Source organism: Salinicola halophilus, assembly GCF_003206155.1.
GTDB lineage: Bacteria > Pseudomonadota > Gammaproteobacteria > Pseudomonadales > Halomonadaceae > Salinicola > Salinicola halophilus.
This window is the reverse complement of sequence record NZ_PZJV01000003.1, coordinates 134,220-155,662: the sequence shown is the minus strand read 5'-3', so window position 1 is coordinate 155,662 and position 21,443 is coordinate 134,220. Positions and strand designations below refer to the sequence as shown.

20 protein-coding genes are annotated in these 21,443 nt (G+C 65.7%); 11 read left to right on the top strand and 9 right to left on the bottom strand.

The window, feature by feature from the left end:
* Positions 1-37: 37 nt before the first annotated feature.
* Genes DOM33_RS10965 through DOM33_RS10955 form a run of 3 tightly spaced genes read right to left on the bottom strand, consistent with a single transcriptional unit; the run spans position 38 to position 4,025 of the window.
* Positions 38-880, bottom strand: coding sequence for a fructosamine kinase family protein (locus tag DOM33_RS10965; protein WP_110668926.1), 843 nt, complete (start codon positions 878-880; stop codon positions 38-40).
* The gene (locus tag DOM33_RS10960; protein WP_110668924.1) at positions 840-2,717 is read right to left on the bottom strand and encodes a monovalent cation:proton antiporter-2 (CPA2) family protein; all 1,878 of its coding nucleotides are present in this window, start codon (positions 2,715-2,717) and stop codon (positions 840-842) included. The genes DOM33_RS10965 and DOM33_RS10960 overlap by 41 nt, the downstream gene beginning before the upstream one ends.
* Positions 2,718-2,777: 60 nt before the next feature.
* Positions 2,778-4,025: a GNAT family N-acetyltransferase gene (locus DOM33_RS10955; RefSeq protein ID WP_110668923.1), complete on the bottom strand. Its 1,248-nt coding sequence runs from the start codon at positions 4,023-4,025 to the stop codon at positions 2,778-2,780.
* A gap of 146 nt (positions 4,026-4,171) precedes the next feature.
* Here DOM33_RS10955 and DOM33_RS10950 point away from each other — a divergent pair, with 146 nt between their 5' ends.
* Positions 4,172-4,465 carry a DUF4190 domain-containing protein gene (locus DOM33_RS10950; RefSeq protein WP_239495340.1) on the top strand — a complete coding sequence of 98 codons (294 nt, stop codon included), beginning with the start codon at positions 4,172-4,174 and terminating at the stop codon, positions 4,463-4,465.
* Positions 4,466-4,529: 64 nt separating this feature from the next.
* Entirely contained in the window at positions 4,530-5,705 is a 1,176-nt protein-coding gene (gene pncB / locus DOM33_RS10945; RefSeq protein WP_110668921.1) for a nicotinate phosphoribosyltransferase, read from the top strand.
* A gap of 126 nt (positions 5,706-5,831) precedes the next feature.
* Here the strand turns inward: pncB and DOM33_RS10940 are convergent, their stop codons facing one another.
* The 4 genes from DOM33_RS10940 to gap form a co-directional block, all read right to left on the bottom strand.
* Entirely contained in the window at positions 5,832-6,635 is an 804-nt protein-coding gene (locus tag DOM33_RS10940; protein ID WP_110668919.1) for a dienelactone hydrolase family protein, read from the bottom strand.
* Positions 6,636-6,754: 119 nt separating this feature from the next.
* Entirely contained in the window at positions 6,755-8,026 is a 1,272-nt protein-coding gene (locus tag DOM33_RS10935) for a sensor domain-containing diguanylate cyclase (protein ID WP_110668917.1), read from the bottom strand.
* 51 nt (positions 8,027-8,077) lie between these two features.
* Positions 8,078-8,377 (bottom strand): hypothetical protein, encoded by a 300-nt coding sequence (locus DOM33_RS10930; RefSeq protein WP_110668915.1) that lies wholly within the window; start codon positions 8,375-8,377, stop codon positions 8,078-8,080.
* Positions 8,378-8,684: 307 nt separating this feature from the next.
* Complete coding sequence (gap, locus tag DOM33_RS10925; RefSeq protein ID WP_110668914.1) at positions 8,685-9,686, bottom strand: type I glyceraldehyde-3-phosphate dehydrogenase; 1,002 nt, start codon at positions 9,684-9,686, stop codon at positions 8,685-8,687.
* A gap of 213 nt (positions 9,687-9,899) precedes the next feature.
* Between gap and edd the strand changes: the two genes are divergently transcribed.
* The 9 genes from edd (at position 9,900) to DOM33_RS10880 (ending at position 18,930) form a co-directional block, all read left to right on the top strand.
* Positions 9,900-11,744 (top strand): phosphogluconate dehydratase, encoded by a 1,845-nt coding sequence (gene edd / locus DOM33_RS10920; protein ID WP_110668912.1) that lies wholly within the window; start codon positions 9,900-9,902, stop codon positions 11,742-11,744.
* 2 nt (positions 11,745-11,746) lie between these two features.
* A complete protein-coding gene (gene glk / locus DOM33_RS10915; RefSeq protein WP_110668910.1) occupies positions 11,747-12,706 on the top strand; it encodes a glucokinase in 960 nt (319 codons plus the stop codon).
* Positions 12,703-13,578, top strand: coding sequence for a D-hexose-6-phosphate mutarotase (locus tag DOM33_RS10910; protein WP_110668908.1), 876 nt, complete (start codon positions 12,703-12,705; stop codon positions 13,576-13,578). The genes glk and DOM33_RS10910 overlap by 4 nt, the downstream gene beginning before the upstream one ends.
* Positions 13,575-14,450, top strand: coding sequence for an aldo/keto reductase (locus DOM33_RS10905; protein ID WP_239495339.1), 876 nt, complete (start codon positions 13,575-13,577; stop codon positions 14,448-14,450). Before DOM33_RS10910 ends, DOM33_RS10905 begins: the two co-directional genes overlap by 4 nt.
* 80 nt (positions 14,451-14,530) lie before the next feature.
* Positions 14,531-15,499 (top strand): carbohydrate kinase family protein, encoded by a 969-nt coding sequence (locus DOM33_RS10900; protein ID WP_110669021.1) that lies wholly within the window; start codon positions 14,531-14,533, stop codon positions 15,497-15,499.
* Positions 15,500-15,898: 399 nt separating this feature from the next.
* The gene (locus tag DOM33_RS10895; protein WP_110668906.1) at positions 15,899-16,600 is read left to right on the top strand and encodes a CoA transferase subunit A; all 702 of its coding nucleotides are present in this window, start codon (positions 15,899-15,901) and stop codon (positions 16,598-16,600) included.
* A 1-nt stretch (position 16,601) separates the two neighbouring features.
* A complete protein-coding gene (locus tag DOM33_RS10890; RefSeq protein ID WP_110668904.1) occupies positions 16,602-17,249 on the top strand; it encodes a CoA transferase subunit B in 648 nt (215 codons plus the stop codon).
* A gap of 96 nt (positions 17,250-17,345) precedes the next feature.
* The gene (locus DOM33_RS10885) at positions 17,346-18,521 is read left to right on the top strand and encodes an acetyl-CoA C-acetyltransferase (protein ID WP_110668902.1); all 1,176 of its coding nucleotides are present in this window, start codon (positions 17,346-17,348) and stop codon (positions 18,519-18,521) included.
* Positions 18,522-18,633: 112 nt separating this feature from the next.
* Positions 18,634-18,930, top strand: a complete 297-nt coding sequence (locus DOM33_RS10880) for a DUF4235 domain-containing protein (protein ID WP_110668900.1) — start codon at positions 18,634-18,636, stop codon at positions 18,928-18,930.
* Positions 18,931-19,202: 272 nt separating this feature from the next.
* Here DOM33_RS10880 and DOM33_RS10875 read toward each other — a convergent pair whose 3' ends face one another.
* Complete coding sequence (locus DOM33_RS10875; RefSeq protein WP_110668898.1) at positions 19,203-19,859, bottom strand: bifunctional 4-hydroxy-2-oxoglutarate aldolase/2-dehydro-3-deoxy-phosphogluconate aldolase; 657 nt, start codon at positions 19,857-19,859, stop codon at positions 19,203-19,205.
* 54 nt (positions 19,860-19,913) lie between these two features.
* Positions 19,914-21,398, bottom strand: a complete 1,485-nt coding sequence (zwf, locus tag DOM33_RS10870) for a glucose-6-phosphate dehydrogenase (protein ID WP_110668896.1) — start codon at positions 21,396-21,398, stop codon at positions 19,914-19,916.
* Between the last annotated feature and the right edge of the window lie 45 nt (positions 21,399-21,443).

Sequence of the window (21,443 nt, the reverse complement as noted above, 5' to 3'; positions counted from 1 at the left end):
CAACCGCCGAGCACACGCTCAACCGCCAAGCACACGCTCAACCGCCAAGCACACGCTCGGCAGCGCGCGCCACGCCCGCGCGATAGCCGCCGCCAAAGAGAAAGAGGTGGTTGAGCAGCGGATAGAGCTGGAAGAGCGCTTCGCGTCGCGGCCAGTCGGCGGGACGTGCGCCGTCCCAGTAGGCTTCGAAGAACGCCTCCCCCGGCGTACCGAAGAGCGTGAGCATCGCCAGATCGACTTCCGGATAGTGACGATAGACGGCCGGGTCGATCACGGCGGGCCCGGTGGCGGTGAACATCACGTTGCCGGACCAGAGATCGCCATGCACCAGACTCGGCGGCGCGTCATCGAGCCAGGCCTCGAGCTCCGCGGCGATCCTTTCCAGACGCCCCGCCAACACGCTATCCAGTAGCTGCTGCTCGCGACACACCGCGATCAGCGGCAGCAGCCGGCGCTCGCGCTGAAAGACGCGTCCATCGTTCAGGGGGTCGTTGGGCTGGGGTGTCGCGCCGCAGGCATTGTCGATCGGCCAGCCGTGGGCGCGCGTTGCACCGCGAGTCGACGCGTGCAGCCGCCTCAGACCCTCGCCGAGACGAACGGGATCGCGCGGGCCGTCGTCATCCAGCGCTTCCATCACCAGTAGATCGTCCTCCTCGGCCAGTACGCGCGGCACTCGCAGCGTATCGCAGGCCTCTTCCAACGCTCGCAGCCCATCGGCTTCCCCGCGGATTCGCTCGGCGGTATCCCGCTTGACGACGAAAGGCTCGGCGGCGTCCACGTACCAGAGCGCCGCGCCGCTATCCCCGCCGGAGAGCGGTCGCGCTCGCGATTCGACGGGCTTACCTAGCGCCGCGAGACGGTGTTTGATCGTCGGCGTCATCGTCACTCTCCCTGACATCGTCTTCGACATTGGCGGTCGCGCCCTTGAGCGCGTCGCCCTCCGGCGTCGCGCGCGGCTTGGGTCGATTGAGCTCCTGCTGGAACAGGGACTTCAGCTCCTGCATGGCCGCTTTCTCGGTGGCTCTGAGCTGTTCGCGGTCATTGCGATGGGTGTAGGTGTCCTTGAGTAGCTGGTTGTCGAAGTCGCGGAAGGTGCGCACCGCGTTGATCGCGTTCGAACTGGGGTAGCCCATGCCCTTGAGCACCTCGACGCTCATCTCCATGCTCGAAGCGAACGTTTCGCGTACCACGCCGTCGACACCGAGCTCCATCAGCTTCCAGGCGTGATGGCGATTGCGCGCCCGGGCGTAGACCTTGAGGTGCGGAAAATGCTCGCGCGCCAGGTTGGCGATGGTGAGCGCGGCCTGCTCGTCGTCGACGGCGATGACCAGCAGCTGCGCCTTGTCGATACCCGCGGCTCTGAGAAGATCGAGCCGCGTGGCGTCGGCGTAGAAGATGCGTGAACCGAAGCGGCGAATGAACTCGACCTGGCTGACGTTGGGGTCGAGGGCGGTGAAATTGATACCCTCCATCTTCAACATCCGCCCCACCATCTGCCCGAAGCGGCCGAGTCCCGCGATCAGTACCGGCGGGGTCTCCTCGCCGAAGTCGGTATCGTAGGGTCGCGTCTCCTTGAGCCGGCTGCCGAGCTTCTCGCCGAACTGATAGAGAAACGGCGTCGCCGCCATGCTCAACGTCACCGCCGCGATACAGAGACTGGCGATACGCTGGTCGATGACGCCGGCCGCGACCGCGGCTGTCAGCAGCACGAAATCGAACTCGCCGCCCTGGGCGATGATCGTCGCAAGCCTGGGAATCTCGGTTCTCGGCAGCCTTGCGATGAAGCCGATCGCCGCGAGCACCAGCATCTTGACCAGCGTCATCGCGATCGCCAGCCCCAGCACCCAGAGCAGGTTGTCGAGCACCAGCGACAGGTTGACCGACATCCCCACGGCGATGAAGAAAAGCCCCAGCAGCAGCCCTTTGAAAGGCTCGATGTTCGCCTCGAGCTCGTGGCGATAGGGGGTGTCGGCCAGCATCACGCCGCCCAGGAAGGCGCCGAGCGCCATCGACAGTCCCGCCCACTCCATGACCAGCGCCATGCCGAGTACCAGAAAGAGGGCTGCTGCCGTGAATATCTCGCGCACGTCGCTGCGCGCCACCAGGGCCAGTACGCGGGGAAAGACCAGTCGCCCGAAAGCGATGGCCGCCGCGACAGTGGCGAGACTGCGCGCGATGAGCCAGCCATCGTCCGGCGTGGCGTCGGCACGGCCGGCCAGAAACGGCAGCAGTGCCAGCAGCGGAATCACCGCCAGATCCTGAAACAGCAGCATGGCGAACGCACTCTGTCCGTGCGGCGTCGCGAGCTGATGGCGTTCGTTGAGCACCTGCAGCGCGAAGGCGGTCGAAGAGAGGGCCAGCGTCAAGCCGAGAAAGATCGCGATACTGGGCGGCAGATCCATCAGCAGACCGATCGGCGTGAGCAGCGCCGCGCAGCCGAACATCTGCAGCAAGCCGAGGCCCAGCAGGCGCTTGCGCATGCTCCAGAGTCGCCGTGGCTCGAGTTCGAGACCGATGATGAACAGCAGCATGACCACGCCGAATTCGGAGAAGTGCAGCACCGACTCCGGCTCGGAGATGAAGCCGGTCAGCGACGGCCCGGCGAGCAGCCCGATGCAGAGATAGCCGAGAATCGAGCCAAGCCCCAGGCGCTGAAACAGCGGCACGGCGATGATCGCCGCCCCCAGCAGTACCGCCGCTTCATGAAGAAAGTTCATCGCGTTTGTCTTCCTTGGTGTTCGGTCGCGGTCATCTGACCGTGAGTGCGCCGCCCCATATCACGATGTCGGACGTCTCGGCGCTGGTTCATCCGGCACTGGCTCATCCGACATTGGCTCATCCGACATTGGCTTGTTCGGCACCTGTTTGGCGTCGCCGCCGGTCTTGAACGGCAGCCGTTGCTCGCACTGCGTCAGGTAGGTCTGCACGTAGGCGCGCTCCTCGGCGCAGAAATCCGCGACCGCATCGCGAAAGCCCTGATGATCGAGATAGTGGAGCGAGCGGCTCAGCGTCGGCGAAAATCCACGCGTCAATTTGTGCTCGCCCTGCGTGCCGGGATCGAAATAGTCGAGCCCGGTCTCGAGACAGTGCTCGATGCCCTGGTAATAGCAGGTTTCGAAGTGTAGAAAATCCGCCTCGACTTCGCTGCCCCAGTAGCGTCCGAAGAGCCGTCCGTGACCCTCGTCGCTGCGCCCTTCGAAACATAGCGCCGCCGCGACCAGACGCCCCTGGTGGATCGCCTGCACGAGCAGCATCGAGTCCGCGAGCCTGTCGCGCAGCCGAGTGAAGAACTCGAGCGTCAGGTAGGGCCGCTGGCCCCGCTCGAGATAGGTCATGCAGTAGCAGCGGAAAAAGTGCGCCAGCGCGTCGTCGTCGATCGCCTCGCCGGTCAGTCGGGCAAAGGTGAAACCCTGCTCTTCGACCTTGCGCCGCTCGCGGCGGATCTCCTTGCGCTTGCGCGAACTCATGCGGCCGAGAAACCCCTCGAAGTCGCCGAAGCCGTCGTCGCGCCAGGCGAACTGCACCGCATGGCGCTCCATCAGCGGCGCCTCGAACGTTTCGCGCCAGTCGGCGACTTCGTCGGATTCCGCAAACAGCAGGTGCCAGCTCACCATGCCGGTGCCGACGAGATACGGTGCCAGCGCGGCCATCACCTCGCGGCGAGACTCATCGGGTCGCACGCCCAGACGGGGGCCGGCTGCAGGCGTGAAGGGAATCGCGCAGAGCGACTTGGGATAGTAGTCGCCGCCGGCGCGCTCCCAGGCGTCCGCCCAGGCCCAGTCGAAGACGTACTCGCCGCGAGAGTGGAACTTGGCGTAGCGCGGCAGCACCGCGACGACCGCATCCCCGCGATAGACCACCAGATGATCGGGCTGCCAACCGGTCTCGACGCTGGCGCAACCGGTCGCTTCGAGCGTCGCGAGAAACTCATGGCGCAAGAAGGGGTAGATCTCCCCGGCGGCGGCGTTCCAGCTCGCCGCATCCAGCGCCTCGAGGCTGCCGATGTTCTCGACCCGCAGTGTCATGATGCTTCTCCCTCGCTCGTTCGAATTCGCACGGCCGCCGCGAACGGCGCTGGTACCCGGTGCCACACGGCATAGGGTGAAAACGTCGAGCCCGCGCAGCAAGCGTGCGATACTCCCCCCAAAGTCACCGGCCAGAGGGAGCCTGCATGCCCCAGACCGTGCGCCCACCCATGCCTTCGACGCCAGGTCCACTCAACTGGATGGCACTGGCCGCCTTCGCGTTGAGCGTGCTCGGCACGCTGGTGCCTCCGGCGGCGCTGGGCGGGGTAGTGTGCGGCCATCTGGCCAGGCGTCAGATCCGCCAGCGCCACGAATCCGGCGACAGCTGGGCTCTGGCGGGACTGATCCTCGGCTACCTACTGATTCTGCTGTCGCTGGCCGGCCTTTTGCTGTTTGGCGGGTTCGTCGCGACAATGTTCGCCATCACGGCCTTTTTCTAGAACGTGCCGGTACCCGCCCCGATGGGCGCTCGATGCCGGTGCCGCCCTGCCACGATGAGACTTCATGCTGACTTCGCTTCTCGACAACGATTTCTACAAGATCACGATGCAAAACGCCGTGATCAAGCGCTTCCCCTACGCGCAGGCGCGATATGCCTTCATCAACCGCGGCGATCATGCCTTTCCCGACGGGTTTGGCGATGCCTTGCGCCGCGAGGTCGACGCGATGGCCGAGCTGCGCCTGACCGGAGCCGAGAAGCACTATCTCGAAAAGACCTGCCCTTACCTCGACCCGACCTATCTCGATTTTCTCGCCGGTTTTCGCTACGACCCCGCCGAAGTCATCATCGAACAGCGCGGTAGCGAGCTTTCGGTCACCATGGAGGGGCTCTGGTATCGCACCATTCTATGGGAAGTGCCCCTGATGGCGCTGATCAGCGAGCTCTGGTATCGCTTGCGCGACGTTCCCCGTGACGACGACGAGCTGATCGAGCAGCGCACCCGGGACAAGATAGAGCACTACCGCGGCCTGGGTCTGAAAATCGCCGAATTCGGTACCCGGCGGCGCTTCGCCTTCGACGTTCACGACCGGGTGGTCGGCGCGCTCAAGCGCTACGGCGGCGAAAGCTTCACCGGCTCGAGCAACGTGCTGCTGGCGATGCGTCACGACGTCAAGCCGATCGGCACTCACGCCCACGAGTGGTTCATGTTTCACGGGGCGCGCTTCGGCTTCAAGATGGCCAACAGCCTCGCGCTGGAGCACTGGGTCGACGTCTACCGTGGCGATCTGGGCATCGCGCTGACCGACACGTTCACCTCTCACGCCTTCTTCGAGAGTTTCGACAAGAAATTCGCCAAGCTCTTCGACGGCGTGCGTCATGACAGCGCCGACCCGATCGACTTCGCGGCGTCGACCATCGCTCACTACGAGCGCCTGGGTGTCGATCCGCGCAGCAAGACGATCATCTTTTCCGACGCCCTGACGCCGGAGAAGGTCGAGCGCATCCAGGCATTCTGTCAGGATCGCATCGGCATGGCGTTCGGCATCGGCACCAATTTCACCAACGACGTCGGCGTCGAGCCAATGAACATGGTGATCAAGATGGTCGAAGCACGCCCCGAAGGTCAGCACTGGCTGCCGGTGGTCAAACTGTCGGACATTCCGGACAAGCATACCGGTGACCCGGAGATGATTTCGCTGGCCAAACGCGTGCTCGCCCTCAGCCGGCCCAACGAATAGCGCAACCGTCGACGGCGCGCGCTGCTGCCAAGAGACGCGTCAAGCGTCACTAAAAAAGGCCACGAACACTGGGTTCGTGGCCTTTTCGATTCTACTCCGACTCGTGCCGGACGCGTCACTCGACGGCTACTGGTTCAGCGCGCGATCGAGCGCCAGCAGCGCCGCCTGCCAGGAAGCGGCATCCGCCGCAGCATCGTAGGCCAGCGGCAGATCGTACTCGGCCGCGAGACGGTCGGCGTCAGGGTTGGTGAAAGCATGCATGGCGCCGGGATACTGCACGACGCGCACGTCGGCGCCATCCTCTTCGAGCGTGGCGGCCATGCTGTCGAGCGCTGCCGGGTCGACCAGCGAATCCTGCTCGCCATTGTAAATGCGTACGATGCCATCGAAGGGTTGGGGCTGGCTCACCGCCTGCGTGGGGCTGCCGTGGAAGCTGATCGCGGCCTCGATCGGCATGCCGGCGAGCGCCATGTTCATCACCACCCCGCCACCGAAGCAGTAGCCCAAGGCGGCGATACTGTCCTCGCGAACCGCCGGATGCTGGCGAAGAGCCGCTATCGCCGCATCCAGGCGCGAGCGCGCCGCCGGCCAGTCCTGCATGACCTGGCTCGAAAATGCCTTGGCCTCGTCGGGATGCTGCGCGACCTTGCCGTCGCCGTACATGTCCACCGCCAGCGCCACGAATCCGAGCGCGGCGAGCTGCTCTGCCCGATGCTTGATGGTGTCGTTCAGTCCCCACCATTCGTGCACCAGCAGCACGCCGGGGCGGGGTTCCTCGTCGGCGGCGTTATACGCGAGGTAGCCCTCGTAGGTATTGCCGCCAGTACTGTACTCGAACGTCTCCCCTTGCACGTGCGGGCCCTCGACCTCGTCAGCCCACGCAGCGGTGGCGATCAGACTGAACAGCGCGACCACTAGCAGTCGTCTCATTATCGTTCTCCTTGTGGCTCGTCACTCGCTGACGCGGTGCGACGCTTGATGCTTCTGCACCATCGATCGACTGGCAACGGCCCGGGGCCTCGGTCGATGGTCATCGATATCGAAAGCCGTTAAACGGCCTGCTGGACCCGGTCGCGGCCCAGCGATCTTGCCTGCTCCAGCCCCTGGCTGGCGCGCTCGAGAAACGTCTCGGCGGGCTCGCCAACGTGGTGTTCGGCGACCCCAAGACTAACCGAGAACGCCAGCCAGTGACCATGAAACTCGACCCGGGTCGACGAGAGCCGCGAGCGCAGGCGCTCGGCGATCGCGGCGCTCTCCTGCAGCGTCTTGCCGCTGAGCAGCAGAGCGAAATCGTCGTCCCCGAGGCGCCCGAAACTGAAACGTTCGCGCAGCGTCGCCTGACAGATCTCACCGATGCAGCTGAGCACCAGATCACCGCCGTAGCGGCCCCATTCGGTGTTTATCGCAGCCAGGTGATCGATATCGAGCACGATGAGCGTCAATCGAGAGGTGGGGTCCGCGGCGGCGCAAACCTGGCGCAGAAGCCCCAGAAACGCCGTGCGATTGAGCGCCGAAGTGAGCTCGTCGGTCGCCGTATAGGCATCCCACTGCAGTGACTGTCGGCGACGCTCGGTAATGTCTCTGGCAATGGCGTAGAAGCCTCCATCGACGCGCTGGCGTAGCGAAAACTGTACCTCGAACCAACGGTAGCCACTTCTGACATGCTGCAGTCGCAGCTCGAGCAGTGCCCCTCTCCCCTCTCGGGCGCACTCTTCCAGTGAACGCTGCGTCTTGGGCGCGTCCTCCGACGCCATGAGGGTCAGCAGCGACTCGTTGCGCAGCCGCGCGGCGGTCATACCCAGCAGGTTCTCGACATCGCCCCCGGCGTTGAGACATTCGAGCTCTTCCCCCAGCTCGAGAAGCAGGTCCCCCGCGTGATGGACGAGCCCGTTGGCGAAGACGGTATCGACTTCGACGTGCTCGGAACGCTGAAGCACGCCGGAGAGCGACGTGATCTCGCCGCGGGCATCCCGCTGAATGTTCAGCGTATCCTCGATTCGACAGAGCGTCCCGTCGCGCGTCGTGACGGCGTAGTCGAGCGTGAGTCGAGATTCGCCATCGTTCAGGGCGGTCTGCAGACGTTCGAGTACGTCAATGCGCTCGGCTTCCACCATCGACGTGAGCCAGAGCTCGGGGTTCGACAGGTAGTCGGCGGCCGGCCGACCGCTCAATTCCATGATCGATTCGGACACGAAGTGAGCGTCACCCAGCCACCAGGAGGGGCCAGTCACGTAGAGCGTCACGGGAAGGGTGCCGAACCAGTCTCGAGTCCGCTCGTCCAGCCCCTCGGTGTCGCCGCCCGGCGCCTGCGGTGATGGCATGTTGCGCTCTCTTCCACCCGCGCTCTAGGCGACAGGACGACGAATTTCGCGTCAGCGTGAGCCGACGCGGCGGCGAAAATCGGCAGGTTCGGCGACCGCCGACACGTCGCTTTCGCTGTCGTCGGTCGTGCGGGAAGCCGGCTCACGGTGCTCGCAAGCATGCGCCAGTTGACGAAGCTCGTCGACGGTGAGCTCCACGCGATGAATTCCCTCTTGCCCCTGCCATATGACGAACACTACCGGCGTGGCGCGCGACTGGTCTACGCCGACGATTTTGCCGCAGCGTTCCTGGCCGGGCTCACGAACTGACTCGCCAATCAAGCGATGGGCGTTGATGCGCGTCTGTTCCATGACGGCGTCAACCTCGATGTAATGGATGGATAGTCGGATGGCCTACACCTTAGAGTGTAGAACCCGCTAAACCAAGCCCTTAGCCCTCAGACGCGGCGTTTTTCCTGCCAACTGTCACTCTATCGGCAGATAGGGGTGGTAATTGAACGCTGCGATCGAATTTCGACCGGATCGGCACTGGGAACGCCAATGTCTGCTCGAATTCCGCCTCGTCAGCATGAACTCGTAGGCATGAAAAAAGGCGACGCCCAGTGGGCGTCGCCTTTCGATTCCGGCACGAGCCTGCCTCATGCAGGCCGAGGCAACTTCACACGGCGGCCTGCATCGCAAGCGCCGTGTCGAGCATGCGGTTGGAGAAGCCCCACTCGTTGTCGTACCACGCCATGACCTTGACCAGGCGGCCGTTGACCCGGGTGTGGTTGGCATCGAACGTCGACGAGTTGGCGTCGTGGTTGAAGTCGATCGACACCAGCGGCTCGGCGTTGACCGCCAGTACCGGCGACGCCTCGGCGGCTTTCTCGACGATACGATTGATCTCTTCCTTGCTGGTATCGCGGCTCGCGGTAAAGGTGAGATCCACCAGCGAGACGTTGATCACCGGCACCCGCACCGCCAGGCCATCGAGCTTGCCGTCCAGCTCCGGCAGGACCAGCCCCACCGCCGCCGCAGCGCCAGTCTTGGTCGGGATCATCGAGTGCGTCGCGCTGCGCGCCCGATACGGGTCCTTGTGATAGACGTCCGAGAGATTCTGATCGTTGGTGTAGGCGTGGACGGTGGTCATCAAGCCGTTCTCGATGCCCACGCTGTTCTGCAGCGCCTGGGCCACCGGGGCCAGGCAGTTGGTGGTGCAGGAGGCATTGGAAACCACCTTGTGCTCGGGCTTGAGCGTACCTTCGTTCACCCCGAACACGATGGTCGCGTCGGCGTCCGGGCTCGGCGCGGAGATCAGCACGCGGCCGGCGCCCGCTTCGATATGCTTGGCCGCCGCTTCCCGCTTGGTGAAGAGTCCTGTGCACTCCATCACCAGATCGACGTTCAGCGACTGCCATGGCAGTGCCGCCGGATCCCGCTCGGAGAGGATACGAATACTGTCACCGTCTACGCTCAACGTGCTTTCGTCGTGCTCGACATCGAAGGCGAAACGACCGTGAACGGTATCGTGGCGCAGCAGATGCGCGTTGAGGGCCGGATCGCCGAGATCGTTGATGGCAACGATCTCCAGGCGGTCCCGATAGCCGTTCTCGTAAAGGGCGCGGAGGACGTTGCGGCCGATACGACCGAATCCGTTGATGGCGACACGCAGAGTCATGAAACTCTCCTTCGGTGACCTGATTGCACGTTTCGATGCCGCGACGACACGACGACAATGACGTCAGCGGCCGCGAACCTGATGACAGTCTAGAACATCCTGTAAAGAAAGAATATTACGTATAAAACCAAAATAGCCCGCCTACACGGGTATTGAAGGTCTTATTATTTGGTAAGTTTACAAACATAACCTGACCATTCGATGAGGCAGACCATGGCACTTCACCCTACCGTCGACCGCGTGACGAAACGCATCGAGGCGCGCTCCACCGATCGCCGCCGACTCTACGAATCGCGTATGGAGCAGCAGCATCGCCGAGGCGTCCATCGCGGCGAACTCTCCTGCGGTAACCTCGCCCACGGCTTCGCCGCCTGCAGCCCTGCCGACAAAAACAGCTTGAAGCTGATGAATGCCACCAACATCGGCATCGTCTCCTCCTATAACGACATGCTGTCGGCTCATCAGCCCTTCGAGCACTTTCCGGAGGCGATTCGTGAAGCGGCGCGGAGCATGGGCAGTACCGCACAGTTCGCCGGCGGCGTGCCCGCCATGTGCGACGGGGTGACCCAAGGTCAGCCGGGCATGGAGCTTTCGCTCTTCTCGCGCGATGTGATCGCCATGTCCACGGCGGTGGCGCTCTCCCACAACATGTTCGACAGCGCGCTCTATCTCGGGGTCTGCGACAAGATCGTGCCGGGGCTATTCATCGGGGCCGCTCGCTTCGGCCATCTGCCAGCGCTCTTCGTTCCCGCCGGGCCGATGCCGAGTGGCCTGCCCAACAGCGAGAAGTCGCGCATCCGCCAGCTCTACGCCGAGGGCAAGGTCGGCCGCGACGCACTGCTGGAAGCGGAGTCGGAGTCCTACCACAGCCCCGGCACCTGCACTTTCTACGGCACCGCCAACTCGAACCAGCTGATGATGGAGATGATGGGTCTGCACCTGCCGGGTACCTCCTTCGTCAATCCGGGGACGCCGCTGCGCGACGCTATCACCCGCTACGCCACCGAGCAGGTGATCCGCAACAGCGACCAGGGTGGCAGCTACCGCCCGTTCTACCGCCAGATCACCGCCAAGGCGATCGTCAACGCGCTGATCGGGCTGCTCGCCTCCGGCGGCTCGACCAACCATACGCTGCACCTGGTGGCGATGGCCGCCTCGGTGGGCGTGACGCTCAACTGGGACGATTTCGACGAGCTCTCCGCCGTCATCCCGAGCCTGACCCGGATCTACCCCAACGGCCAGGCCGACGTGAACCACTTCCACGCCGCCGGTGGCGTGAGCTTTCTGGTGCGCGAGCTGCTCGGCGCGGGCCTCATGCACGCCGACGTCGAGACCGCTTTCGGCACCGACATGACCGCCTACACCCAGGAACCCTTCCTCGAGGACGGCCGCCTCGTCTGGCGCGAGGGGACGCAGCAGAGTCTCGACGAAGACGTACTGCGTCCCGCCTCGCGACCCTTCTCGCCCACCGGCGGCCTGGCCGTGCTCGACGGCAACCTCGGCCGCGGCGTGATCAAGGTCTCCGCGGTGAAGCCCGAGATGCGCCTCGTCGAAGCCCCTGTGCGCATCTTCGACGATCAGAGCCAGGTTCGTGCCGCCTTCGAGAGCGGTGAACTCGACCGCGACGTCATCGTGGTGGTCCGCTTTCAGGGTCCGCGGGCCAACGGCATGCCCGAGCTTCACCAGTTGACGCCTTTCCTCGGCGTCCTGCAGGATCGCGGCCACAAGGTCGCCCTGGTCACCGACGGGCGCATGTCCGGCGCCTCGGGCAAGGTACCGGCGGCGATCCATATCACGCCGGAAGCCGTCGACGCCGGCCCGATCGCCTACCTTAGAGACGGCGACATCGTTCGGCTCGACCCGGACAGCGGCGTCCTCGAAGCGCGAGTGGATGCCGCTACCTGGGCGGCGCGCGCGCCTGCGACCAGCGATCTGAATCACTATCATCACGGCATGGGGCGCGAACTCTTCGCCGGATTTCGTCAGCAAGTCGGCGGTGCCGAAGAGGGCGCGGCGACTTTCGGCGGTTTCGACGCCGCCGATCTGCACGGAGAGTAAACATGACGACCCCCGCCCTGGTCGGCGATATCGGCGGCACCAACGCCCGCTTCGCCCTGGTGGAGCCCGGCGGCTTCGATCTTCACTCGATCGAGACCCTGCCCTGCGCGCGTTACATGGGGCTCGCCGAGGCGATCCAGGACTACCTGCGCCAGGTCGGAGCCCCGATGCCGAGGGAAGCGTGTCTCGCTTTCGCCTGCCCGGTCCACGAGGACTGGGTGAAGATGACCAACAACGCCTGGGCGTTCTCCAAACAGGCCGTCGCCGAGACGCTGGGGCTCGCCACCTTCAAGGTGATCAACGACTTCACCGCCCAGGCGCTGGGCATTCCCCACGTCAATGCCGACGAGTTGATCGCGGTCGGCGAAGGCGAGGCCGAGCCGCGACGGCCGCGGCTGGTGATCGGCCCGGGCACCGGGCTCGGCATGGCGGGACTGGTCCCCAGCCAGCGCCACTGGATCCCGCTCTCCACCGAGGGCGGCCACGCCACGTTCGCCCCCACCGACGTCCGCGAGCGCGAGCTGCTGGACTACTTCACTGCACGCTACGGTCGCGTCTCCCTCGAACGCTTGCTCTGCGGCCAGGGGCTGCTGGATCTCTACCTCGCCCACGCCTCGCTCGCCGGTACCACGCCGCACTACAACACGCCTGCCGAAGTGACCGGTGCCGCCCGTGCCGGCGACACCCTGGCCCGCGAAGCGCTGCTGCGTTTTCTCAAGATCCTCGGCGATGCCTGCGGCGACGCGGCACTCACCCTCGGCGCGCTCGGCGGCGTGTACCTTTGCGGCGGTATCGTCCCACGCCTGCTCGATTGGCTGCCGCGCAGTGACTTTCGCCGCGCCTTCGCCGACAAGGGCCGCCTGAGCGCCTACAATGCCGGCATTCCCACCTGGGTAGTCACGGCGCCGTGGACCGGCCTGCTGGGCGCGGCGGAAGCATTGCACAACGAGGAAGTCACATGATTCCCGATACGCTCGAGACGCTGATCGCAGCGACCGACGGTCAGCGGGAGGCCGAATGGGAGAACCGTCGCGTTCTCCTGATCAACGCCGATTGGGGAGAACTCGCGATCTCGCTGCAGGGCGCGCAGGTCCTGCACTATCGCCCGGCCGGCGACGCCCGCGGCTGGCTCTGGGTGACGCCGACGCCGCAGGCACTGCCCGGCGCGATTCGCGGCGGCATTCCCCTGTGCTGGCCGTGGTTCGCCGACGAGTCGCCGGACGGCAAGGGGCCGATGCACGGCCCGGCGCGCACCGCCGAATGGCGCGTCGAGGCGGTCGACCCGGACGTCTCGGGTCACGGCGTCGAGGTTCATCTCTCGCCGATCGAATCGCTCCACGATGAGCTCACCCCCAACGCCGTGATTCACGCCAACGAGCGCCAGCTCAGCGTCGAACTCTTCACGCGTCATACCGGTAGCACCCCGGTCAAGCTGACCGGCGCGCTGCACACCTACTTCGACGTTGCCGAGACCCATCGCTGCCGCGTCGAGGGACTGGCCGGCGCGCGCTATCTCGACAAGCTCGAACGCTTCGCCGAGAAAGAGCAGCAGGGTGAACTCGGTGTGCGCGGCGCGCTCGATCGCATCTACCAGTCCAACCGGCCGGTGGTCCTCGACGACGGCGAGCGCCGCCTGCAGATCACCAAGCAGGGCAGCGACTCCACCGTGGTCTGGCATCCCGGCAGCGAACTGCCCGGCGACACGCCCGCCGAGGCCGGTCAGCGCTTTCTCTGCGTCGAAGCGGCCTGCACCCGGGTCGATCCGGTGTGGCTGGTACCGGACGGTCAGCACCTGCTGGCCACCACGATCATCAAGGAGGTCGCCCAGCCGTGAGCGACGATCTGATTTTCGACTCCCCGGTCATTCTCGGCATGATGCGCCTCCACGAGCGCCCGGATTTCGACGACCCGGAGCGCTTCGCCGACTGGCTCGAGGCGCGGGTCGATCAGGGCCTTCACTGGTTCGATCACGCCGACAGCTACGCCAACCACCTCGGCGAGGAGCGCTTCGGTGCGGCACTGGCACGCCGCCCCGCCCTCAAGTCCCGAGTTCGCGTCGTGACCAAGGGCAACATCGTGCTGCCGGGGCGCGATACCTCGCCCTTCGGCGTCAAGCACTACGACAGTTCGGCGCGCTACCTGACCGACGTCATCGACCGCTCTCTCAGCCGTCTGGGCGTCGAGCGTCTCGAACACTTCCTGCTGCATCGGCCGGACCCGCTGATGGACGCCGAGGACACGGCACGGGCGCTGGACGACGCCATCGACGCCGGCAAGGTCGGCGCGGTCGGCGTCTCCAACTTCCTGCCAGAACAGTGGCGACGGCTGCAGGCGGCGATGACGCATCGGCTCAGCGCCCACCAGCTCGAACTCTCGCTCGCTCGGCCGGAGGCACTCTTCGACGGCTTTTACGATGCCATCCTCGCCGATGGCATGGCGCCTCTGGCCTGGTCGCCCCTCGGCGGCGGTTCGGTATTCGAAGACGTGCTCGGAACGGCGCTTTCCCGGCTCGCCGAACAGCTCGAGTCGACGACTGCCGGATTGGCGCTGGCCTGGCTGCGCCGGCTTCCCGGTAGCCCCGTCCCCGTGATCGGCACGCTCAACGAAAAGCGCATTGATCATCTGCTGTGCAGCGGTAATCTCGATATCGACCGTGCGACCTGGTTCGCGCTGCTCGAAGAGGCGCGCAGCCACCGCGTGCCCTGAGGACCGCCGGACCGCCGGACCGCCGACATGGCACCGGCACGCGATCTCGTCATTCGATGGAGCAGGGAGACAACAGCACCATGACCCCCGTCATTGCCTTCGGTGAAGCCCTCGTCGACATGCTCTCCAGTCGCCTCGGCAACGCCGCCGGCCCGGAGAGCTTCACACCCTATGCCGGCGGCGCGCCGGCCAACGCTGCTGTCGCCTGCGCCCGCCAGGGGCTGTCGAGCTGCTTTCTGGGCATGATCGGCGAGGATCGCTTCGGCGACTTCCTGGTCGACGAACTCAGGGCGCACGGGGTGGATACCCAGCACGTGACGCGCACCGCCGAGGCGCGTACGGCGCTGGCGTTCGTCTCCCGCGATGCCGACGGCGAGCGGCGCTTCGACTTCTATCGTCCGCCGGCGGCGGATCTGCTCTATCGCCGCGAACACCTGCCGCCCGGCATCTTCACCGAACCGGCGCTGGTCCATCTGTGCAGCAACAGCCTGACCGACGAGGCGATCGCAACGACTACGCTGGATCTGGCGAGCATTGCGCGACGCGGCGGGTGCTTGATCAGCGTCGACGTCAATCTGCGCCCGGCGCTCTGGCCCAACGCCACGGTCGATACGGCCATGGTCGGCCGGCTGCTGGAACGGGCGCATCTGATCAAGCTCTCCGCCGAGGAGTTGGATGCGCTACGCGGGCAAGAGAGCGCGGAGAGCTGGATCAACGCCCAGCTCGCCAATCGCGCCCGACTGGTCGTGGTGACCGACGGCCCCAATCCCGTCGTCGCCCATCTCGCCGAGCGGCGCCTGCAGATGACGCCGCCGAGCGTTCAGGCCGTCGACACCACCGCGGCGGGGGATGCGTTCATCGGCGGCCTGCTGGCATCGCTCTCGCGGGCGGACGTGACCTGCGAGACGTTCGGCGATTGGCTCGCCGACGAACAGGCGCTCTCCGAGGCGCTCGAGTTCGCCTGTCGCTGCGGCGCCTTTGCCGCCACGCGCGCCGGCTCCTTCGTCTCCTTGCCGGGGTCGGCGGACCTCGATCAGCTGCCAAGATGACACCGCGGCGCCGATAGTGTCGGCGCCGCGGCTTTACCTCTTCCGCTCTCGGTGCCTCTCGCTGGATAAACTTGCGGTGGACGGCTCCCCGCTTCATGGTCTCGTTCGCTCGGCCACCCCTTGCGCAGACCGTCCGGCCTGACCTTCGTTTTCCCTCTCCGCCGTTCGCCTGACCGCTTCGCCTTCCCTGGATGATTCGTCGACCCCGGGTGAGATCGAGGCGTCTCGTACCCGCCAGATGACCTCGACTTTCGTCGAATGCTCGGCGTCGCGCCCCACCGCCAGTGCTAGTGTCGTTCCTTGAACTCAAGGGACATCGGGGATGTGTCAGTTTCCCTGATCTACGGACGCGCGCCCGGCCTGGCTCGGGCATCGCGCCCCCGCTTTCAGGATGAATCGATGAACAAACTCTACGGCAGCGCCGCCGAAGCGCTGGACGGGCTGATCGAAGACGGCGCCACACTGGCCGTAGGCGGTTTCGGCCTCTGCGGCATTCCCGAGGCGCTGATCGTCGCGCTTCGCGACACCGGCAGGACGGACCTCACCGTGGCCAGCAACAACGCCGGGGTCGACGGCTTCGGCCTGGGTCTGCTGCTCGAATCGCGTCAGATTCGCAAGATGCTCTCCTCCTACGTCGGCGAGAACAAGACGTTCGAGCAGCAGTACCTCTCCGGCGAACTCGAGCTCGAATTCTGCCCGCAGGGCACGCTCGCCGAGCGCCTTCGCGCCGGGGGCGCCGGTATCGCGGCGTTCTTCACCCGAACCGGCTACGGCACCCGGATCGCCGAGGGCAAGGAGGTTCGCGAGTTCGACGGCGAGCACTACGTGATGGAGCGTGGCCTCAAGGTCGACGTGGCGCTGATCAAGGCGCAGACCGCCGACCGCGCCGGCAACCTGCGTTTCAACAAGACCGCGCGCAACTTCAACCCACTGGCCGCGATGGCCGGGCGGGTCTGTGTGGTGGAGGTCGAGGAGATCGTCGAGACCGGCGACATCGACCCGGACGATGTCCACCTGCCGGGCATCTTCGTGCACCGCTTGGTGCACAACCCCACGCCGGAGAAACGCATCGAGAAGCGCACGCTACGGGAGACGACCTGAAATGGCCTGGAACAAGGAACAGATGGCCGAGCGCGCGGCCGCCGAGCTCGAGGACGGCTTCTACGTCAATCTCGGCATCGGCCAGCCCACGCTGGTCGCCAACTACATCCCCGAGGGGATGGACGTCTGGCTGCAGTCGGAGAACGGCTTGCTGGGTATCGGCCCCTTCCCCACCGAGAAGACGGTCGACCCGGACCTGATCAACGCCGGCAAGCAGACCGTTACCGCCCTGCCCGGCTCGAGCTTCTTCGACAACGCCGAATCGTTCGCGATGATTCGCGGCGGTCATATCAACCTGGCGATCCTCGGTGCCATGCAGGTCTCCCGCAGCGGCGATCTCGCCAACTGGATGATCCCGGGCAAGATGGTCAAGGGCATGGGCGGCGCCATGGATCTGGTCGCCGGCGTGCAGCGCGTCGTCGTGCTGATGAGCCACACCGCCAAGGGCGAGCAAAAGATCCTGGAAGCGTGCAGTCTGCCGCTGACCGGCGTCGGCGTGGTGAATCGCATCATCACCGATCTCGGCGTGATGGACGTCACCGACGCGGGCCTTGCACTCGTCGAGCTCGCCCCGGGGGTTGGCCTCGACGAGATACGCGAGGCGACCGGCTGCGAACTGATCGACGCCCGCCAGACGGTTTCCGGCTGACCCGTGGGTCGTCGCCCCCAACCTCGCGCGAGCGCGCCGACCGGCACGCTCGCCTCTTGCTGACACGAATCTTCACCATGGACAGGAGTCTTCTCGATGCGTGATGTCGTCATCGTCGCCGCCACTCGTACGCCGATCGGCACCTTCCAGGGCGGGCTCTCGAGCGTGCCTGCCGTCACCCTCGGCGCCACGGCGATCCGCCGGCTCTTCGACAGCGTCGACTCCGCCGGCGTCGACGAAGTGATCATGGGCCACGTACTGCGTGCGGGCCTCGGCCAGAACACCGCGCGGCAGGCCGCGATCGAAGCCGGTCTTGCCGAGGACATCCCCGCCATGACGGTCGACAAGGTCTGCGGGTCGGGGATGAAGGCCGTGCACCTCGCGGTACAGGCGATTCGCTGCGGTGACGCGGAGACCATCGTCGCCGGCGGGATGGAAAGCATGAGCCTTGCGCCCTACGTGCTGCCCAAGGCGCGCACCGGCCTGCGCATGGGTAACGCCGAGCTGATCGACAGCATGGTCAACGACGGTCTGTGGGATGCCTTCAACGACTACCACATGGGCGTGACCGCGGAGACTCTCGCCGAGAAGTACGCCATTACCCGCGAGGCGCAGGACGCCTACGCCGCCGAGAGCCAGCGCCGCGCGGCGACGGCCAGGGATTCAGGCCGGTTCGACGCCGAGATCACCCCGGTGAGCGTGCCCCAGCGCCGCGGCGAGCCGCTCCTCTTCGAGCGCGACGAGCAGCCCCGCGACGGCGTGACGGCGGAGACGCTTTCCAAGCTCAAACCCGCTTTCGCCAAGACTGGCTCCGTCACCGCCGGCAACGCCTCCGCCCTCAACGACGGTGCCGCCGCCCTGCTGGTGATGAGCGCCGAGCGCGCCGCCAAGCTCGGCCTGCCGGTAATGGCGACGATTCGCGGCTATGCCAATGCCGCCGTCGACCCGGCGATCATGGGCATCGGCCCGGTCCCCGCCACTCGACGCTGCCTCAAGCGCGCCGGCTGGTCGCTGAATGAGCTCGATCTGATCGAGGCCAACGAAGCCTTCGCCGCTCAGTCTCTCGCCGTCGCCGCGGATCTCGGCTGGCCGATGGATCGGGTCAACGTCAACGGCGGCGCCATCGCGCTCGGTCACCCCATCGGCGCCTCCGGGGCGCGAGTTCTCGTGACGCTGCTTCACGAAATGCAGCGTCGCGACGCCAAGCGCGGGCTGGCCACGCTGTGCATCGGCGGCGGTCAAGGTGTCGCGACCGCGTTGGAGCGGGGGTGAAGGCTCGGATGTCGCGTCCGGCCGCCTGCCTTCCCCGTACGCGACTGGTGAGATCTTCGCGTATCGACCAGACTAGCTTAGGACTTCTTCCAATGACGCAGGGAGCGCTATCGTGAGACCTCAGACACTCTGGACCATCGTCGGCACGGGTACGGCCGTCATCAGCGGCGTGATGGCACGTCAGAGCATCAAGCAGACTTTTCGTCATGGCGTGTTCGAGCCGCCGGTCAATCCGGACGCCGAGGACGTCGAGTGGCGCCAGGCACTGATCTGGGGTGCCGCTTCCGGTATGGCGGTCGGCATGGCTCGCATCGTCGGCTGGAAGATCGCCTCCGCCGGCATGCGCCGCACGCGCCGCTCACCGCGCGGTCGGCGACTGCTGGCACGCATCGAGGATTACGAGGACTGAGCGTCGCTGCCTAGGCGCCGTGATCCAAGCGCCGATAGCCAAGCGCCGATAGCCAAGCGCCGATAGCCAAGCGCCCCCGAGNNCTCGGGGGCGCTTGGGTTAGAGGGCTTCCATCGGGCTCGCGTCGAGTCGATACCCCGCGGTCGAACCCGCCACGGCGTTGGAACGGCTCACGGCGGATAGCAAGGTTGTCGGCGGATCGAAAGGTTTATGGCGGATCGAGCCGCTCGCACGATATCGACCGATGTCAGGTGCCGGTTCGGATGCCACCTTCAGCGCGGGTAGCGCTGGGTCGCTTCCCGAGTCACCCGCGTAATGCCCTCCCAGTCTTCGGCGTCGATGAGCGACTTCGCCACCATCCACGAGCCGCCGACGCACATGACGTTGGGCAGCGCCAGATAGTCCTCGGCGTTGTCCACGGTAACGCCACCGGTGGGGCAGAACTGCGCCTCGGGCAGCGGACCGGCGAAGGACTTGAGCGCCTTGGCGCCGCCGTTGGCCTCGGCGGGGAAGAACTTGAAGCGGCGATAGCCGTGCTCCCAGCCGGTGACGACTTCGGACACCGTCGCCACGCCCGGCAGCAGCGGCACGTCGCTCCTGGCGCCGTACTCGAACAGCGTCGGGGTCGTGCCGGGTGTGACGACGAAATCGACGCCGAGCGCCTCGCACGCGCGGTACTGCTCGACGCTGAGCACGGTGCCCGCCCCCAGTGTGACTTGCGGCAGCGCTTCTCGGATGCGCCGGATCGCCTCCACGGCAGCCTCCGTGCGCAGCGTCACCTCGAGCACGTTCAAGCCGCCCTCGACGAGCGCCTTCGCCAGCGGCACGGCGTGATCGAGGCGCTCGATCACCAGCACGGGAATGATCGCCGTCGAGCGGCAGATGGCGTCGACACGATCGGTCTGCGACGCGGGCAGTTGAGCGGTCATCCAAGTCTCCTTGTCAGCGTGGCGCTCGTCGCTTGCGAGCGCCATTCGGTGGGTTCAGTAGTCTTCGTACCAGGAGCGGCCGTCCTGAGTGATCATGGCGATCGACGCCACCGGCCCCCAGGAGCCGGCGGGGTAACGACGCGGCGGAATATCGCGCTGCTCCCAGCCCTCGATCAGCTGGTCGACCCATTTCCAGGCGTATTCGACCTCGTCGCGGCGCACGAAGAGATACTGCTGCCCCTTCATCACCTCGAGCAGCAGCCGCTCGTAGGCGTCGGGAATCCGGGCCTTGGGAAAGGCGTGGTTGAAGTCGAGATGCAGCGGACCGGGGCGCAGGCGCATGCCCTTGTCGAGCCCGCCGTCCTTGGTCAGCACCTGCAGCGCGATACCCTCCTCGGGCTGCAGCCGGATCACCAGCTTGTTGGCGGCCAGGTTGCGCTGATCCGGGTCGAAGATGTAGTGCGGCTGCTGGCGGAAGTGAATGACGATCTGCGAGAGCTTCTCCGGCAGCCGCTTGCCGGTGCGCAGATAGAACGGCACGCCGGCCCAGCGCCAGTTGGCCACCTCGAGGCGCATGGCGACGAACGTCTCGGTGGTGCTGGAGGTGTTGGCCTCGTCCTCTTCGAGATAGCCCGGCACGTTCTCGCCATCGATGGAGCCGGCGACGTACTGGCCGCGCACGACGTGGCGGTTGAGCGCCTCGCCCTCCAGCGGCTTGAGCGCCTTGAGCACCTTGACCTTCTCGTCGCGGATGGCGTCGGCGTCGAGATTGGCCGGCGGGTCCATCGCCAGCATGGTCAGCAGCTGCAGCAGATGGTTCTGGACCATGTCGCGAAGCTGGCCCGCCTTGTCGAAGTATCCCCAGCGGCCCTCGATGCCGACCTGCTCGGCAACGGTGATCTCGACGTGGGAGATCTGGCTCTGATTCCACTGGTTGCCGAACATCGGGTTGGCGAAGCGCAGCGCGATGAGGTTCTGAACCGTCTCCTTGCCGAGATAGTGGTCCATGCGATAGATGCGCGACTCGGGGAAGACCGCGCCGATGGCGTCGTTGATCTCGTGGGAAGACTCGAGGTCGTAGCCGATCGGCTTCTCCACGACCACGCGGGAGCGTTCGTCGAGACTGCCGCTGCGCTCCAGATTGGCGCAGATGTCACCATAGATGCTCGCGGGCACGGCAAGATAGATGGTCAGCGGACAGCCGCTATCCGGGCTCGCGGCATGCCAGTCGCGAATGCTGTCGTAGCCCTCGACGGTATCGAAATCGAGCCGGCGGTAGTCGAGCCGATCCAGGAATCGATCCAGACAGGCCTGCTCCAGCTCGTTGGGCTTGACGCGTTTCTTGAGTCGTTCGAGCACCAGTTCGCGGAAGGTGCCACGGTCGTGTTCGTGCCGGGCGAGCCCCAGAATTCGGGTATCGGGGCCGAGCAGGCCGTCACGGTCGAGATGATAGAGGGCCGGGTAGAGCTTGCGTAACGCCAGATCTCCCAGCGCGCCGAACAGGGCCAGATCCACGTTGGGCGTTGCCTCTCGAGTCATTGCTCGCTCCTCAGGGTGATCGGTTCAGGTAGTTAACTTACGAAT

What these genes read in the sequence shown, in the direction of transcription:
- DOM33_RS10950 (WP_239495340.1), top strand. Translation starts at nt 4,172, where the DNA reads ATGCCCCAGACCGTGCGCCCACCCATGCCTTCGACGCCAGGTCCACTC.
- zwf (WP_110668896.1), bottom strand. Translation starts at nt 21,398, where the DNA reads ATGACTCGAGAGGCAACGCCCAACGTGGATCTGGCCCTGTTCGGCGCG.
- DOM33_RS10910 (WP_110668908.1), top strand. Translation starts at nt 12,703, where the DNA reads ATGATTCCCGATACGCTCGAGACGCTGATCGCAGCGACCGACGGTCAG.
- DOM33_RS10890 (WP_110668904.1), top strand. Translation starts at nt 16,602, where the DNA reads ATGGCCTGGAACAAGGAACAGATGGCCGAGCGCGCGGCCGCCGAGCTC.
- DOM33_RS10885 (WP_110668902.1), top strand. Translation starts at nt 17,346, where the DNA reads ATGCGTGATGTCGTCATCGTCGCCGCCACTCGTACGCCGATCGGCACC.
- DOM33_RS10955 (WP_110668923.1), bottom strand. Translation starts at nt 4,025, where the DNA reads ATGACACTGCGGGTCGAGAACATCGGCAGCCTCGAGGCGCTGGATGCG.
- pncB (WP_110668921.1), top strand. Translation starts at nt 4,530, where the DNA reads ATGCTGACTTCGCTTCTCGACAACGATTTCTACAAGATCACGATGCAA.
- gap (WP_110668914.1), bottom strand. Translation starts at nt 9,686, where the DNA reads ATGACTCTGCGTGTCGCCATCAACGGATTCGGTCGTATCGGCCGCAAC.
- glk (WP_110668910.1), top strand. Translation starts at nt 11,747, where the DNA reads ATGACGACCCCCGCCCTGGTCGGCGATATCGGCGGCACCAACGCCCGC.
- DOM33_RS10960 (WP_110668924.1), bottom strand. Translation starts at nt 2,717, where the DNA reads ATGAACTTTCTTCATGAAGCGGCGGTACTGCTGGGGGCGGCGATCATC.
- DOM33_RS10875 (WP_110668898.1), bottom strand. Translation starts at nt 19,859, where the DNA reads ATGACCGCTCAACTGCCCGCGTCGCAGACCGATCGTGTCGACGCCATC.
- DOM33_RS10930 (WP_110668915.1), bottom strand. Translation starts at nt 8,377, where the DNA reads ATGGAACAGACGCGCATCAACGCCCATCGCTTGATTGGCGAGTCAGTT.
- DOM33_RS10900 (WP_110669021.1), top strand. Translation starts at nt 14,531, where the DNA reads ATGACCCCCGTCATTGCCTTCGGTGAAGCCCTCGTCGACATGCTCTCC.
- edd (WP_110668912.1), top strand. Translation starts at nt 9,900, where the DNA reads ATGGCACTTCACCCTACCGTCGACCGCGTGACGAAACGCATCGAGGCG.
- DOM33_RS10935 (WP_110668917.1), bottom strand. Translation starts at nt 8,026, where the DNA reads ATGCCATCACCGCAGGCGCCGGGCGGCGACACCGAGGGGCTGGACGAG.
- DOM33_RS10895 (WP_110668906.1), top strand. Translation starts at nt 15,899, where the DNA reads ATGAACAAACTCTACGGCAGCGCCGCCGAAGCGCTGGACGGGCTGATC.
- DOM33_RS10940 (WP_110668919.1), bottom strand. Translation starts at nt 6,635, where the DNA reads ATGAGACGACTGCTAGTGGTCGCGCTGTTCAGTCTGATCGCCACCGCT.
- DOM33_RS10965 (WP_110668926.1), bottom strand. Translation starts at nt 880, where the DNA reads ATGACGCCGACGATCAAACACCGTCTCGCGGCGCTAGGTAAGCCCGTC.